The sequence below is a fragment of the Youhaiella tibetensis genome (genome assembly GCF_008000755.1).
Lineage (GTDB): Bacteria > Pseudomonadota > Alphaproteobacteria > Rhizobiales > Devosiaceae > Paradevosia > Paradevosia tibetensis.
The window spans coordinates 1,773,315-1,787,412 of the sequence record NZ_CP041690.1 but is presented as its reverse complement, the minus strand read 5'-3'; the positions used below and the strand labels follow the sequence as shown (position 1 = coordinate 1,787,412).

The following is a 14,098-nucleotide window of genomic DNA, read 5'->3' as shown; positions in this document are numbered from 1 at the left end:
ATACAAACAGACTGTATGTTAATGCCCCGGGAGACGCCACCATGAAAGTCACAAGCTATTACCCTGTCCTGATGACCTCCGACGTCGCTGGCACTGCCGCATTCTACCAGCGTCACTTCGGCTTCGTGGCGCTCTTCGCGGCCGATTGGTATGTCCATCTGCAATTGCCCGATGATGGAGCGGTGAACCTCGCCGTTCTGGACGGCGCGCATGAAACCGTGCCCCTGCCGGCCCGCGGCAAGGCCAGCGGTGTCATCCTCAATTTCGAAGTGGAAGATGTGGATGCCATTCACGCCGCCGCCGTCGAAGCCGGGCTCCCGATACTGACGCCTTTGCGCGACGAGGCCTTCGGTCAGCGCCACTTCATCACTGCCGATCCCAATGGCGTCCTGATCGACATCATCAAACCCATTCCACCCTCCGAGGAGTTCGCCAGCCTCTATCAGGACGCGGCCCCCTGAGCGGTTCACCACGCTCCCGTAGGGCGCGAAGGGACGCCAATCCCCTCCCGACCCGACTGGCGTCGCGGGTCCCGCTTATGCCGGATATCGCTTGCCCGGGAACCGGCTGGTGTGTTCACTCGAAGGTCCGAACACCATGGGGCACGGTCAATGGCGGACAAGGGGCAACACTCGATAGCGATGCTCGTCTATGACGGCGTTGCGCCGAGTGACGTCACGGGCCCGCTCGAATGCTTCGGACTGGCGAACTTCATCTCCGGGAACGCACCCTACGACATCGCGACCGTTTCCCATGACGGCAAGATGGTGCAGGCAGCCGGCGGCTGGATTTCGCTCCAGCCCACCCATAGCTTCGCGACCCTGCCGTCCAGCGTCGACACACTGCTCGTTCCCGGCGGCCCCGCTGCGCCGCTGGCGGGCGAGGACAGCCGCACCAAGGCCTGGCTGGCCGAGCGCGCCACTACTGCGGGGCGCTACGGTTCGGTCTGCAACGGCGCCTTCCTGCTTGCGGCGGCCGGGTTGACCCGCTCGGTGCGGGTCGCCACCCACTGGGCCTATGGCGACGAGCTCTCCCGCCGCTATCCGGAAACCGATGTCGACATGGATGCGCTCTTCGTGCGCAGCCGCAATGTCTGGACCTCGGCGGGCATGACCGCCGGCATGGATCTGGCGCTGGCGCTCATCGAGGCCGATTGCGGCCGGCCGCTGGCGATGGAAGTGGCGCGCCACATGGTGCTCTACCTGCGCCGGTCGGGGGGCCAGTCCCAGTTCAGCACGCATCTGCGAGCGCAGTTCTCGGACACGCCCGCCATCGGCGAACTGCAGCAATGGATCATCGACAACCCGGCCGAGGACCTGCGCACCGAAGCGCTGGCCAGGCGGGCGGGCATGGGCCAGCGCACCCTGTTGCGCGCCTTCCGGCTGCATACGGGCACCCCACTCGGCGAGTTCGTCGCCGACGCCCGGTTCCGGCATGCCTGCAATCTCCTCGAATGGACCGATCGCGGCCTGGGCGAGGTGGCGGTGCTGTCGGGCTTGGGCGGAGAGGCCAACATGCGCCGCGCCTTCATGGCCCGCATAGGCATTCCGCCCACCGAATACCGCGCCCGCTTCCATATGAACGCGCCCACAGAGCACCCGGACGAGCCGGGCCCCGATCAGGAACTACGGCGGATCTTCCACGCCGGCGCCCGGACCTTCCGCGAAAGACGCGGCTGAGCGCCGGAAAAGAAAAAGGCCGGCGATGCCGGCCTTTGGATCACTCCCACTCGATCGTGCCGGGTGGCTTGCTGGTGACGTCGTAGACGACCCGGTTGATGCCGCGCACTTCGTTGATGATGCGCGTTGCCGTCTTGCCGAGGAAGTTCATGTCGAACTGGTAGAAGTCGGCCGTCATGCCGTCCACCGAGGTCACCGCGCGCAGGGCGCAGACGAATTCGTAGGTGCGGCCATCGCCCATCACGCCGACGGTCTGCACCGGCAGCAGCACGGCGAAGGCCTGCCAGATCTTGTCGTACTGGCCGGACTTGCGGATTTCGTCCAGATAGATCGCGTCCGCCTTGCGCAGGATGTCGAGCTTTTCTGCCGTAATGCCGCCCGGGCAGCGGATGGCGAGGCCCGGACCGGGGAACGGGTGGCGGCCGATGAAGCGGTCCGGCAGGCCCAGTTCGCGACCGAGCGCGCGCACTTCGTCCTTGAAGAGTTCGCGCAGCGGTTCGACGAGCTGCATGTTCATGCGCTCGGGCAGGCCGCCCACATTGTGGTGGCTCTTGATGGTGACGGACGGGCCGCCCGAGAACGAGACGCTTTCGATCACGTCGGGGTAGAGCGTGCCCTGCGCCAGGAACTCGGCGCCGCCGATCTTCTTGGCTTCTTCCTCGAAGACTTCGATGAAGAGCTTGCCGATGATCTTGCGCTTGGTCTCGGGATCCGTCTGCCCCTCCAGTTCCCCCAGGAACTTGCCGGAGGCATCCACGTGGACCAGCGGAATATTGTACTGGTCGCGGAACATGGTGACGACTTCGTCGGCCTCGTTCATGCGCATCAGGCCGTGGTCGACGAAGACGCAGGTAAGCTGGTCGCCGATCGCCTCGTGGATGAGTACCGCGGCAACCGAGGAGTCGACGCCGCCCGAAAGGGCGCAAAGCACCCTGCCCTTGCCCACCTGGGCGCGGATCTTGTCGATGGCGCGCTGGCGGTAGGCGTGCATGGTCCAGTCGCCGGCAATGCCGCAGATTTCGTGGACGAAATTGGCGTAGAGCTTGGCCCCATCGGGCGTGTGCACCACTTCGGGGTGGAACTGCACGGCCCAGATGCGGCGCTTCTCGTCGGCGATCATGGCGAAGGGGGCGCCATTGGAGGTGCCGACCACTTCAAAGCCCGGCGGGATCGCCGTGACGCGGTCGCCGTGGCTCATCCAGACGGTGTGCTCGGTGCCCACGTCCCAGACGCCATCGTAAAGAGCAGAGGCCTTCTCGACCTTGACCTCGGAGCGACCGTATTCGGCGTCGTGCCCGCGCTCGACCTTGCCGCCCAGCGCCATGCAGAGCGCCTGCTGGCCGTAGCAGATGCCCAGGATCGGCACGTTGGCGGCGATCAGGTCGGGGTGGATGGTGGGCGCGTTGTCGTCCAGCGTCGAAGCCGGGCTCCCCGAGAGCACGATGCCCTTGGGGTTGAGCGCGTGGAGGGCCTTCTCAGCCGTGTTGAACGGATGAACCTCGCAATACACGCCGGCCTCGCGGATACGCCGCGCGATCAACTGTGTGACTTGCGATCCGAAATCAACAATGAGAATGCTGTTTTGCGGGGGAGAAGCGGTCGCCGATGTTTGCATGGCGAGCCATTAGCGGGAGTCTGGGAAATACGCAAGCGGGCGCACGCAGGGGAGCCCTGCGTCACCGTCGCGACAGGCCAGGCCGCCGAAATGACGAGTCGTTCCCGCCGGTTACGCCTCGATGCTGCCGATCCGATTCAAGTGGAGATGCCGCCCATGCCAGTCTGGCACAACGACCCACCCATCTGGGGCGAGGAAGGCGGCGTGCTCGCTGTCACCACCGCCCGGGAAACCGACTTCTGGAACAACACCTTCTACGGCTTCCTCCACGACAACGGCCATTTCTATGCCGAGCCGGTCGAGGGCGATTTCAGCGCCGAGCTGCAGGTCTCGGCTGACTATGCCGAACTCTACGACCAGGCCGGGCTGATGCTGCGCGTTGACGAGCGGAACTGGCTCAAGGCCGGGGTCGAGTTCACCGACGGCTACATGCATTTCTCGGTGGTAGTGACGCGCGACGACCAGTCGGACTGGTCGGTGCTTCGGCTCGACGGAGCCTCCTCGCAACCGGTGACCCTGCGTCTCACCCGCCACGCCGAAGCGTTGCGGGTGCAGTTGCTGGTTGGCGGCGAGTGGCGCCTCGTGCGCCTGGCCTACCTCGCGATGCCCCCATCGGTCGAGATCGGACGCATGTGCTGCTCGCCGGTCGGCGAAGGGCTCGAGGTGCGCTTCGACCGTTACGTCATCGGCCCGCCCATCGCCAAGGAATTGCACGCTTGATCAATAACTTAGTTGAGGATGGCGACAGATAGATTCAACAGGGACGCGAAGCTGACCCAGGCGAGGTACGGCACGAACAGCCACGCCGAGACCCGGTCCTTGCGCCACGAGCCGGCAATGAACGCCACGATCAGCAGCCACATCACGACGATCACGGCGAAGGCCGGCCAGAGCAGGTGCAGCGTGAACCACACCGGCGACCACGCCCAGTTGAGGAGCATCTGGCCAAACCACGCCTTCATCTCGGTGCCGCCGCTGTCGCGCATGAAGGTGCGCCAGCCGGCGATGGCGATGAGCACGTAGAGCGTGAACCATACCGGGCCGAATACCCAGTTGGGCGGGTTGAACGGCGGCTTGTTGAGCGAGGCGTACCACTCGCCCGGGGCGGTGTTGATGCCGATCAGCGCGCCCATGCCGATGACGACGACCAGGAAAATGGCGAGGATCACCAGGGACCTGGGGCTGCGATAGTCGATTGCGAGGCTGTTCATCGTCTGCTGCCTTCGTTTGGATATTGCTTCTTCTCCTAACGAAGCGCGGAACGTTTCGGTTCACCCGGTTGCATCGACGGCGGGCGGCGGCTATCCCCGCGACAGACCAATCGGAGACCTCCATGCGAGCCCTCATCCAGCGCGTTTCCTCCGCGGCCGTCGCCGTCGACGGCGAGACAGTCGGCGCGATTGCACGCGGTCTGCTGGTGCTGGTGTGCGCCATGCAGGGTGATAGCGACGAGAAGGCGGACTGGCTGGCGCGCAAGGTCGCCAAGCTGCGTATCTTCCCCGATGACGCCGGCCGCATGAACCGCTCGCTCCTCGAGATCGGCGGCGCGGCGCTCGTCATCAGCCAGTTCACGCTGGCGGCCGACACCAAGGGCAATCGCCCCGGCTTCTCGACCGCCGCCGCGCCCGATGACGGCCGCAGGCTCTATGAGCGCTTCTCCGCCACGCTGCGCGCCGAGGGAATGGAAGTGGCCAACGGCGTGTTCGGCGCGGACATGAAGGTCTCGCTGACCAACGATGGGCCGGTGACGATCTGGCTGGATACGGAAAGCTAGGCGCTCCCGAGGCGGCTTCCGTGGTTGGAGAACGTTAGTGTGGCATCATCGTGCCGGCAACTCCGCCACCTCGCCCCGTCGGGGAGAGGTCGCCGCGCAGCGGCGGGTGAGGGGGAGCCAGGGGCGCAGGATCTTCGGTCAGGCGAGGCCGCGAGCCGCGGCCCTACCCCCGCCGCATCACGCAGACATAAAACCCATCCGTTCCCGTCCGGTGCGGGGTCAGCGTCACGCCGCCTTCGGGTCCGAAATACGGCGTCCCAACCGCCTCGCCAAAGGCTTCGTTCCAAAGCCCTTCGCCGGAAACCGCTTTGAAATCAGCATGTTCTGCGAGAAACCGCTCAATCTGATTCCGGTTCTCGTCGGCCAGCAGCGAGCAGGTCACGTAGACCAGGTGCCCGCCTGCCTTCACATAGGTCGCGCCCTCGACCAGCAGCGCCGCCTGCTCGCCCAGGCGCGTCGCGATCTGCTCGGAGGAGAGTTTCCACTTGGTGTCCGGCCGCCGCCGCCACGTGCCCGTGCCGGTGCACGGCGCGTCGATCAGCACACGGTCGATCTTGCCTGCGAGGTCGTCGAGCGCTCCCGGCTCGGGAGCGCGCACCTGCACGTTGCGCACGCCGTTGCGCTTGAGCCGGTCGTAGATCGGGGCCAGCCGCGAGCGGTCGCTGTCATAGGCGAAGATCTGGCCCTTGTTGCCCATGTCGGCGGCCATCGCCAGCGTCTTGCCGCCACCGCCGGCGCAGAGGTCCAGCACCTGCTCGCCCGGACGGGCGCCGGCCAGCGTCGCGACCGCTTGGCTGCCGAGGTCCTGCACCTCGAACCAGCCCTTGATGTAGCCTTCGTCGGACTGCACGTTTGGCGTGCGCGCATCCTTGCCGCCCGCGAACATGCGAAGCCCGTTGGCCGCGAAGGTATCGGCGGGGGTGAAGCGCGAGAGCGCCTTGCGGACCTTGTCGGAAGTGGCCTTGAGCGTATTGACCCGCAGGTCCACCGGCGGTCGCTCGGTCATGGCGCGGCCCTCGGCCACCCAGTCGCCGAGATAGGCGAGCGAGGGGCCGGCCCAATCGGGAATATCGGCCTTTACGGCATCGGGCGCGCCGGCCAGCGGATCGTGCGCGGTCAGGCGCGTCGCCTCTTCCGCGGTGATGGGCGCGGGCGCGAAGTTGTCGCCCTCAAAGGCTGCGTTGAGCCCTTCGGGCGTCTCGCCCCATTCGCGCACGGCTACGCTGAGCACCAGCGCGCGCGGATCGTCCGAGCCCATCGCCCAGGCATGGGACGCACGGCGGCGCAGCACGTCATAGACCATGTTGCCGATACCGGCCCGGTCGCCCGACCCCGCAAAGCGGTTGTTGAGGCCCCAGGCCTTGAGCGCCTCGGAAACCGGACGCTTGCGCGCCTCCATGTCGGCGAGCACTTCGATGGCGGCGGACAGTCGGCCGGGCAGACGCATTGAAAGAGAACCTTACGAGTGAACCCCGCCCGCAAGGGCCAGGGCGACCAGCCGCACGGCCAGGTCGATCCAGAGGGCGATGATGGCGATGTAGCCGATCATATAGGCCGAAAACCGCCGCACCACATGGTTGCTGGTCACGTGGATGGCGGCATGCACCAGTCGGCTGGCGACGAACACCCACGCCAGCGCCACCTCGAGCAGGGTCGGGCCGAGATGGAGCGCGGCAAAGCCGGCCACGTAGAGCAGCACGGGCAACTGGAACTGGTTGTCCAGCGCGTTCGATGCCAGTTGCGCCCTGAGCGGCCAGGGATGCTTGGAGACCGCGATTTCGTCTATCGCGATCGTCCCCTGCCCGATCAGCGGCAGCCGGCGCCGGCCCAGTATCCAGACCAGCGCCAATGCCAGAGCGCCCTGCACCCAGAGTGCCGCAAGCAGCCAGAGGGCGTTGGCGCTCATCGCCGGTTACCGGCCGCGATAGTTCGGCGCTTCGCGCGTGATGGAAACGTCGTGGACATGGCTTTCCGAGAGCCCGGCGCCAGAAATCTTGACGAAGGTGGAGTTCTTGCGGAAGTCCTCGAGGGTGTGCGCGCCGGTATAGCCCATGGCCGCCCGCAGGCCGCCCTGGAGCTGGTGGAGCACCGCGCCCACCGGGCCCTTGTAGGGCACCTGGCCCTCGATGCCCTCGGGTACGAGCTTGAGCGAGTCCTTGACGTCCTGCTGGAAGTAACGGTCGGCCGAGCCGGAGCCCATGGCGCCCACCGAGCCCATGCCGCGGTAGGACTTATAGGAGCGGCCCTGGTAGAGATAGACCTCGCCCGGGCTTTCGTCGGTGCCCGCCAGGAGCGAGCCAACCATTACGCAGGAAGCGCCGCCGGCCAGGGCCTTAGCCATATCTCCTGAGAATTTGATTCCGCCGTCGGCGATCACGGGCACGCCGTGCTTGTCGCCTTCCTCGGCGCAGGACATCACGGCCGCCAGCTGCGGCACGCCGACGCCGGCGACCACGCGCGTGGTGCAGATCGAGCCCGGCCCGATACCGACCTTGACAGCATCGGCGCCGGCGTCGATGAGGGCCCGCACGGCTTCCGCCGTCGCCACGTTGCCGGCCATGATGCGGGTGGAGTTGCTCTCGCGCTTGACGCGCTCGACCATGCCCATCACGCCCGTCGAGTGGCCGTGGGCGGTGTCGATTACCAGCATGTCCACGCCCGCTTCGATCAGCGCCATGGAGCGCTCGAAGCCGGCATCGCCCACGCCCGAGGCGGCAGCGACGCGCAAGCGTCCCTGGGCGTCCTTGACGGCGTTGGGGTTGAGCTGGGCCTTCTCGATGTCCTTGACCGTGATGAGCCCGACGCAGCGGCCGTTCTCGTCCACCACCAGGAGCTTTTCGATGCGGTGCTTGTGCAGCAGGCGCTTGGCGTCATCCTTGGAAACGCCGTCGCGAACCGTCACCAGGTTTTCGTGCGTCATCAGCTCGGCGATGCGCTGGCGCGGGTTGGAGGCGAAGCGCACGTCGCGATTGGTGAGGATGCCGACGAGCCTGCCGGCCATGCGGCCACCGGTGCCGCCGTTCTCGACCACCGGAATGCCCGAGATGCGGTTGCGCTCCATCAGCGCCAGGGCATCGGCAAGGGTGGCGTCCGGGCCGATGGTGATCGGGTTCACCACCATGCCGCTTTCGAAGCTTTTGACCTGGCGAACCTGCTCGGCCTGCTGCTCGGGCGTCAGGTTCTTGTGGATGACCCCCAGGCCACCGGCCTGCGCCATGGCGATGGCCATGTTGGCCTCGGTCACCGTATCCATGGCCGAGGAGAGGATCGGCAGGTTGAGTTCGATGTCCTTGGTCACCCGCGTGCGGATGTCGGTCTGCGTGGGCAGGATGTCCGAGCGCGCGGGCTGGAGCAGCACGTCGTCGAACGTGAGCGCCATATCACCAGTGATAGTTGTAATGATCTTCGCCAAGGGCCAGACCCTTCCTGCCTCTGAGAAACGTCAGAAATGATGGAATCGAAGGGGGAGTCGAGGGACTCACCCGCATTCAGGTTGGCGAGGGTCAATATCACCGGCATGACGGTTTGCAAAGGGGGCGGCATTGTCGCAGCGCCGGCGGGCTGCGACAGCCCGTGGAACCCGATCCGGCCCGGTCGTCACATGCGGTTGAAGACCAGGGTCTGGCAAAGGATCATCCGGCAGCCGGTGATGCTGAGCGTATCGGGACCGTTCTGGTTGATGGTCGCTCCCGCTTCGCTGCCGTTGTAGATCACCGTGCCCTTCCACTCCGCCTCGGCGGTCTGGTCTGCCTGCAGCACCTGCTGGTTGACATAGGCCAGGTTCTCTTCCGTCCGCGACTTGCCCTGCACGTCGATGAGCTTGGCGCACAGCCCCGTGCCGTCGCCGCACAGCGATATCTGGAAGATCGTCCCGTATTCGTCGCGCCACGTCCCCTCGGGGTTCGGCTCCTGCGCGAAGGCCGTCAACGCAGGCACGCAGAAAAGAGTGGCGAGAACCAGTTGCTTGATAGCCAATCGCTCTCTCCTCGGGTGGTTTCGTCCTGGGAGAGAGAACGCACTGAGGCGGCACGGGTTGCCTTTCGTTAACCACGCCTTCGCCCGGCGCCATCCGACTTTTGCAGGGGTGCGGACGGTTTGAGTTGCCAAGTGGCCGGACTCAGGACTATCGACAACCATACCTGCCGCGCGGCCGCGCTCCCCTGGCCGCTAGTTCCGGTCCTTGCCATGCCTTCCTTGCGGATAACGCCCCTGATCCTTGCGGTCGCGCTGTTCATGGAACAGCTCGATTCCACGGTCATTTCCACGTCCCTGCCCGCCATCGCCGCCGATATCGGCACCGAGCCCGTGGCGCTGAAGCTGGCGCTGACCTCGTACCTGGTCTCGCTCGCCATCTTCATCCCCATCAGCGGGTGGATGTCGGACCGGTTCGGCGCCCGCAACATCTTCCGGCTGGCGATCCTGGTCTTCGTGATGGGTTCTGTGGCCTGCGCCTTCTCCAATTCGCTGCCGACCTTCGTCATCTCGCGCTTCTTCCAGGGGGCTGGCGCTTCGATGATGACCCCGGTGGGCCGCCTGCTCCTCGTGCGCTCGACGCCGCGCAACGAGCTCGTTTCGGCAATGGCCTGGCTCACCATCCCTGCCCTTATCGGCCCGCTCGTCGGCCCGCCGCTCGGCGGTTTCCTCACCACCTACCTTTCCTGGCACTGGATCTTCTGGATCAACGTGCCGATCGGGCTGGCCGGCATCGTCTTCGCCTCGCGCTACCTGCCGGTGCTCGACGTGCGCACGCCCCGACCCATCGATTTCGTCGGGTTCGTCCTCACCAGCATCGCCTTCTCGGGCCTGGTCTTCGGCCTCTCGGTGGTCAGCCTGCCGGCCCTGCCCATCGTCTACGGCTATCTCACCATCGCCGTCGGCGTCACGGCGGGCCTGCTCTACCTGCTCCATGCCCGGCGCACCGAGTATCCGCTGCTCGATCCCAGGATGTTCCGCTACCCCCTCTTCCGTGCCGCCGCGCTCGGTGGCAACATCTTCCGCGTCGGGGTGGGCGCCATCCCCTTCCTGCTGCCGCTGATGCTCCAGCTCGCCTTCGGGCTTAACCCGGCCGAATCCGGCCTTGTCACCTTCGTGAGCGCCATTGGCGCCATCACCTCCAAGTTCCTGGCCGAGCGCACCTATGCGCGTTTCGGGTTCCGCACCGTGCTCAGCTTCGGCGCGGGCGTGGGCGGGTTCTTCATCTTCGTCAACGGCTTCTTCTCGCCGGGCATGCCGATTGCGCTCATCATGGGCGTCCTGCTGCTTACGGGTCTGCTGCGCTCCATCACCTTCACTGGCGTCAACGCCCTCAGCTTTGCCGATGTGGATGAAGCCGACATGAGCCAGGCCACCGCCATCAACGCGGTCATGCAGCAGCTTTCGATCGCCACCGGCGTCGCCCTTGCCGGCGCGCTGCTCGAAATCTCCTCGCGCACCCATGCCGGGCCGCTCAACCTCAACGACTTCCACGTCGCGTTCTGGGTCGTCGGCATCTTCTCGGCCTGCGCGGCGCTGTCGTTCCTGCGCCTGGCGCCCGATGCCGGCCACCAGGTTTCGGGACACCGCGCACCGGGCGGAAACGCCTTCGCGGAAAGCAAAGAGTGATCGCGCACTACCCGTTTTTGTTTTCAAATTTTACCGATTTGCCATGCGCCTGACGCCACTTATCCTCGCCGTCGCCTTGTTCATGGAGAACATGGATTCGACGGTGATCGCGACGTCACTGGCCGATATCGCAAGGGATATCGGGACCGAACCCATCGCCCTCAAGCTGGCGCTCACCTCCTACCTCGTCGCCCTCGCCATCTTTATCCCCGTCTCCAGCTGGATGGCAGACCGCTTCGGCGCACGTAACGTCTTCCGCGGCGCCATGGCGGTCTTCGTCCTCGGCTCGGTCGCCTGCGCGCACTCCAACTCCCTCACCGCCTTCGTCGCCGCACGGTTCCTGCAAGGCATGGGCGGCGCGATGATGACGCCGGTGGCGCGTCTCGTCCTCGTGCGGGCCACCCCGCGCAACGAACTGGTCAACGCCATGGCCTGGCTCACGATTCCGGGGCTCATCGGCCCCATCGTCGGCCCGCCGTTCGGCGGGTTCCTCACCACCTATCTTTCCTGGCACTGGATCTTCCTCATCAACGTGCCGATCGGGATCCTGGGCATCTGGCTCGTCGGCGCCTTCCTGCCCGACACCAAGCGCAACGCGCCACGAGCCATCGATTTTCCGGGCTTTTTCCTCGCCGGCTCCGCCTTCGCCTTCTTCGTCTTCGGCGTCTCGGTGGTGAGCCTGCCGGCGCTGCCGACCTATTACGGCTTCATCGCCATGGTGCTGGGCGTCGTGCTGGGCGGGTTCTATGTCGCCCATGCGCTGCGGGTCGAGCATCCCCTGCTCGACCTGCGCCTCCTGCGCTTCCCCTACTTCCGCACCGCCGTCGTGGCCGGCACCTTCTTCCGGCTGGGGCTTGGCGCCACGCCCTTCCTCTTCCCGCTCATGCTGCAACTGGTCTTCGGCATGACGGCGTTCGAATCGGGGATGGTCACCTTCTCGAGCGCCATCGGCGCCCTCGCCGCCAAGTTCGTGGCGACCTGGCTCTTCGAAAGGTTCGGCTTCCGCAATACGCTGGCGCTGGCCACCTTCGTCACCACGCTCGGCATCGCCGCCTTCGCCTTCTACGACGCCACCACGCCCGGCGCGATCATCATCGGCATACTCATCATCTCGGGCTTCGCCCAGTCCACCTTCTGGACCGGCAGCAATGCCTTCACCTTCGCCGATATCGACGACAAGGATGTCGGGGGCGCCAATGTCATTGCGCAGGTCTGGGGCCAGTTGACTTTCGCCCTCGGCGTCGCGCTCGGCGGCGGCATTCTCGAGGCCAGCCATCTGATGCGCGGCGGCGAACTGGTGGTGGCGGATTTCCGCATCGCCTTCGCCATCGTGGCGGCGGTGTGCGCGGTGTCGGTGATCATGTTCCTCAGGCTGCCGCGCGATGCCGGCCGACATCTCGCCCAGGAGGGCGTGGGAGCCTCAGGCGGCGAGTAGCTACTCGCTGCGCCCCTTGAAGCCCTTGGCGACGAGGTAAGCCTCCGCCGAATCCGAGCGGCTGGAAGGCGGCTTGGCATGGAAGGTCGAAGCGAAGTTGCGCTTGAGGTCGTGGAGCAGTTGGTGCTCCGTACCGCCCTGGAAAACCTTGGCGATGAAGGCGCCGCCGGGGTTGAGCACCTGGATGGCGAAGTCCGCCGCGATCTCGACCAGGTGCATGATCCGCAGGTGGTCGGTGGCCCGGTGGCCCGTCGTGGGCGCTGCCATGTCCGACATCACCAGGTCCGGCCGGTGCCCGCCGAGCGCCTCGATCAGCATGTCGGGCGCATCGTCCTCGGTGAAATCCTTCTTGAGCAGGATCACGCCGGGAATCGGGTCCATGTCGAGATAGTCGATGCCCACGATCAGCGGGCGCTCGTCGGTCGAGCCGATCTCGGCCGCCGCCACCTGCGACCAGCCGCCGGGTGCCGCGCCGAGATCGACGATACGCATGCCCTTGCGCAGGAGCTTGTATTTGTCGTTGAGCTCGATGAGCTTGAAGGCCGCGCGCGACTTGTAGCCCTCGGCCCGCGCCTTGGCGACATAGGGGTCGTTGAGCTGGCGTTCCAGCCAGAGCGTGGAGGAGAGCTTGCGCTTGCGCGCGGTCTTGACGCGCACCTTGAGGTCACGGTCCGAACGGCGTCCTGCGCCTTTCCCGGTTGGAATTTCAGGCATAACGGCTGCTCCTCGGGGCCGGTCGCGACGGGCGCTTGAACGTGCGGTCCGCGTCCATCAGGGAAATCAGGATGCCCTCGCGCAGGCCACGGTCGGCGACCCGCACGCGTTCGGTCGGCCATTCGCGGCGGATCGCCTCGAAGATGGCGCAGCCGGGCAGCACCAGGTCGGCGCGGTCGCGCCCGATGCAGGGATGGTTGGTGCGGCGCTCGAACGGCATGCCGAGCAGCACCTTCATGGTCTCCATGACCTGTCCGTTGGTCATCCACAGCCCATCGACCTTCTGGCGCTCGTAGCGCTCGAGGCCCAGGTGCAGGCCCGCCAGGGTCGTCACCGTGCCCGAGGTGCCGATCAGGTGCACGGGGTGCTCGGCGATCATCTGGCGCAGCTTCTCCCTGCCCCGGAACTGACGCAGGTGTCCGGCGACGTAAGCCACCATGGCCTCGAAGGTTTCGGGCGTCACGTCCACGCCTCCGAAGCGCTCGGCGATTGACACCACGCCCACCGGCAGCGATTGCCAGGACCGGATGGAAGCGGCCATGCGCCCCTGGCTGCGCGGCCTGCCGCCGCGGAAATCCAGCCAGGCGAGCTCCGACGAGCCGCCACCGATGTCGAACATCAGCGCGCCCTGCGCGTCCTTCTCGATGAGGTCCGCGCAACCGGTGACGGCCAGTTCGGCCTCGGTGCGGCGGTCGACGATCTCGAGCACCAGCCCGACCTCGTCCTCGACGCGCTTGAGGAATTCCGAGCCGTTCTCGGCGGCGCGGCAGGCTTCGGTCGCCACCAGGCGCATGCGGGCCGGCTCGTGGTCACGCAGCTTGTTGCGGCAGAGCTTGAGCGCCTCGATAGTGCGGTCCATGGCCGCGTCACCCAGGCGCCCCGTGGAGGAGACCCCCTCCCCGAGCCTGACGATGCGGGTGAACCCGTCCAGGACCCGGAAGCCATGTTCGTTCGGCCTGGCGATCAGCAGGCGGCAATTGTTCGTACCGAGGTCGAGGGCTGCATAAACCGAACCGCGCGCCCGGCGCGGCGACGGATTCGGGGCGTTGCCTGTCCGCCTATCCGCTTCGCCCTTGGAAGCCGGCGGGCTTCCCTTGGCGATCTGACCCGGGCGGGAGTTGCCCCGGTTGCGGCGCCGCGCCGTCCCATCGGGAGCGGCGGCAGCTGCGGACCGATCGGAATCGGTCACTTGTTTCTCCGTCTGCGCGGTCGCCGTGCCGGTCGAAACCGGCGCGCGCCCGGGCGCAGTTCAATTACATGTCACGATGAACCTAGAGCAT

At 66.3% G+C, this 14,098-nt stretch carries 14 protein-coding genes; 6 read left to right on the top strand and 8 right to left on the bottom strand.

Annotated elements, in window-relative coordinates; translation table 11 throughout:
• Window positions 1-41: 41 nt before the first annotated feature.
• Both FNA67_RS08530 and FNA67_RS08525 read left to right on the top strand, forming a co-directional pair.
• The gene (locus tag FNA67_RS08530) at window positions 42-461 is read left to right on the top strand and encodes a VOC family protein (protein ID WP_147655750.1); all 420 of its coding nucleotides are present in this window, start codon (window positions 42-44) and stop codon (window positions 459-461) included.
• A 150-nt stretch (window positions 462-611) separates the two neighbouring features.
• Window positions 612-1,679, top strand: a complete 1,068-nt coding sequence (locus FNA67_RS08525) for a GlxA family transcriptional regulator (RefSeq protein ID WP_147655749.1) — start codon at window positions 612-614, stop codon at window positions 1,677-1,679.
• A gap of 40 nt (window positions 1,680-1,719) precedes the next feature.
• Here FNA67_RS08525 and guaA read toward each other — a convergent pair whose 3' ends face one another.
• Window positions 1,720-3,294: a glutamine-hydrolyzing GMP synthase gene (gene guaA / locus FNA67_RS08520; protein ID WP_147655748.1), complete on the bottom strand. Its 1,575-nt coding sequence runs from the start codon at window positions 3,292-3,294 to the stop codon at window positions 1,720-1,722.
• A gap of 156 nt (window positions 3,295-3,450) precedes the next feature.
• On the opposite strand from guaA, the gene FNA67_RS08515 reads away from it, so the two are divergent.
• Window positions 3,451-4,014 carry a DUF1349 domain-containing protein gene (locus FNA67_RS08515; RefSeq protein ID WP_147655747.1) on the top strand — a complete coding sequence of 188 codons (564 nt, stop codon included), beginning with the start codon at window positions 3,451-3,453 and terminating at the stop codon, window positions 4,012-4,014.
• Window positions 4,015-4,022: 8 nt separating this feature from the next.
• Here FNA67_RS08515 and FNA67_RS08510 read toward each other — a convergent pair whose 3' ends face one another.
• Window positions 4,023-4,505: a TspO/MBR family protein gene (locus FNA67_RS08510; protein ID WP_147655746.1), complete on the bottom strand. Its 483-nt coding sequence runs from the start codon at window positions 4,503-4,505 to the stop codon at window positions 4,023-4,025.
• A gap of 122 nt (window positions 4,506-4,627) precedes the next feature.
• Between FNA67_RS08510 and dtd the strand changes: the two genes are divergently transcribed.
• Window positions 4,628-5,068 (top strand): D-aminoacyl-tRNA deacylase, encoded by a 441-nt coding sequence (gene dtd / locus FNA67_RS08505; RefSeq protein ID WP_147655745.1) that lies wholly within the window; start codon window positions 4,628-4,630, stop codon window positions 5,066-5,068.
• 163 nt (window positions 5,069-5,231) lie between these two features.
• On the opposite strand, the gene FNA67_RS08500 is transcribed toward dtd, so the two are convergent.
• From FNA67_RS08500 to FNA67_RS08485, 4 genes are all read right to left on the bottom strand, one after another.
• On the bottom strand, window positions 5,232-6,515 hold the full coding sequence (locus FNA67_RS08500) for an RsmB/NOP family class I SAM-dependent RNA methyltransferase (protein WP_147655744.1): 1,284 nt from the start codon (window positions 6,513-6,515) through the stop codon (window positions 5,232-5,234).
• Between the two features lie 12 nt (window positions 6,516-6,527).
• Complete coding sequence (locus FNA67_RS08495; protein WP_049704786.1) at window positions 6,528-6,974, bottom strand: MAPEG family protein; 447 nt, start codon at window positions 6,972-6,974, stop codon at window positions 6,528-6,530.
• A gap of 6 nt (window positions 6,975-6,980) precedes the next feature.
• Complete coding sequence (gene guaB / locus FNA67_RS08490) at window positions 6,981-8,480, bottom strand: IMP dehydrogenase (protein WP_049704785.1); 1,500 nt, start codon at window positions 8,478-8,480, stop codon at window positions 6,981-6,983.
• A 185-nt stretch (window positions 8,481-8,665) separates the two neighbouring features.
• Window positions 8,666-9,043 (bottom strand): DUF2147 domain-containing protein, encoded by a 378-nt coding sequence (locus FNA67_RS08485; protein WP_170267257.1) that lies wholly within the window; start codon window positions 9,041-9,043, stop codon window positions 8,666-8,668.
• A gap of 234 nt (window positions 9,044-9,277) precedes the next feature.
• On the opposite strand from FNA67_RS08485, the gene FNA67_RS08480 reads away from it, so the two are divergent.
• A complete protein-coding gene (locus tag FNA67_RS08480) occupies window positions 9,278-10,669 on the top strand; it encodes an MDR family MFS transporter (protein WP_049707924.1) in 1,392 nt (463 codons plus the stop codon).
• 43 nt (window positions 10,670-10,712) lie between these two features.
• Window positions 10,713-12,104, top strand: coding sequence for an MFS transporter (locus tag FNA67_RS08475; RefSeq protein WP_170267256.1), 1,392 nt, complete (start codon window positions 10,713-10,715; stop codon window positions 12,102-12,104).
• On the opposite strand, the gene FNA67_RS08470 is transcribed toward FNA67_RS08475, so the two are convergent.
• Together FNA67_RS08470 and FNA67_RS08465 are read right to left on the bottom strand one after the other, a co-directional pair.
• Complete coding sequence (locus tag FNA67_RS08470; RefSeq protein WP_049704782.1) at window positions 12,105-12,818, bottom strand: RlmE family RNA methyltransferase; 714 nt, start codon at window positions 12,816-12,818, stop codon at window positions 12,105-12,107.
• Window positions 12,811-14,007 carry a Ppx/GppA phosphatase family protein gene (locus tag FNA67_RS08465; RefSeq protein WP_147655741.1) on the bottom strand — a complete coding sequence of 399 codons (1,197 nt, stop codon included), beginning with the start codon at window positions 14,005-14,007 and terminating at the stop codon, window positions 12,811-12,813. The genes FNA67_RS08470 and FNA67_RS08465 overlap by 8 nt, the downstream gene beginning before the upstream one ends.
• Window positions 14,008-14,098 lie beyond the last annotated feature (91 nt).

Coding starts and splice junctions, on each gene's coding strand:
- FNA67_RS08530 (WP_147655750.1), top strand. CDS start 42: ATGAAAGTCACAAGCTATTACCCTGTCCTGATGACCTCCGACGTCGCT.
- FNA67_RS08525 (WP_147655749.1), top strand. CDS start 612: ATGGCGGACAAGGGGCAACACTCGATAGCGATGCTCGTCTATGACGGC.
- guaA (WP_147655748.1), bottom strand. CDS start 3,294: ATGCAAACATCGGCGACCGCTTCTCCCCCGCAAAACAGCATTCTCATT.
- FNA67_RS08515 (WP_147655747.1), top strand. CDS start 3,451: ATGCCAGTCTGGCACAACGACCCACCCATCTGGGGCGAGGAAGGCGGC.
- FNA67_RS08510 (WP_147655746.1), bottom strand. CDS start 4,505: ATGAACAGCCTCGCAATCGACTATCGCAGCCCCAGGTCCCTGGTGATC.
- dtd (WP_147655745.1), top strand. CDS start 4,628: ATGCGAGCCCTCATCCAGCGCGTTTCCTCCGCGGCCGTCGCCGTCGAC.
- FNA67_RS08500 (WP_147655744.1), bottom strand. CDS start 6,515: ATGCGTCTGCCCGGCCGACTGTCCGCCGCCATCGAAGTGCTCGCCGAC.
- FNA67_RS08495 (WP_049704786.1), bottom strand. CDS start 6,974: ATGAGCGCCAACGCCCTCTGGCTGCTTGCGGCACTCTGGGTGCAGGGC.
- FNA67_RS08475 (WP_170267256.1), top strand. CDS start 10,713: ATGCGCCTGACGCCACTTATCCTCGCCGTCGCCTTGTTCATGGAGAAC.
- FNA67_RS08470 (WP_049704782.1), bottom strand. CDS start 12,818: ATGCCTGAAATTCCAACCGGGAAAGGCGCAGGACGCCGTTCGGACCGT.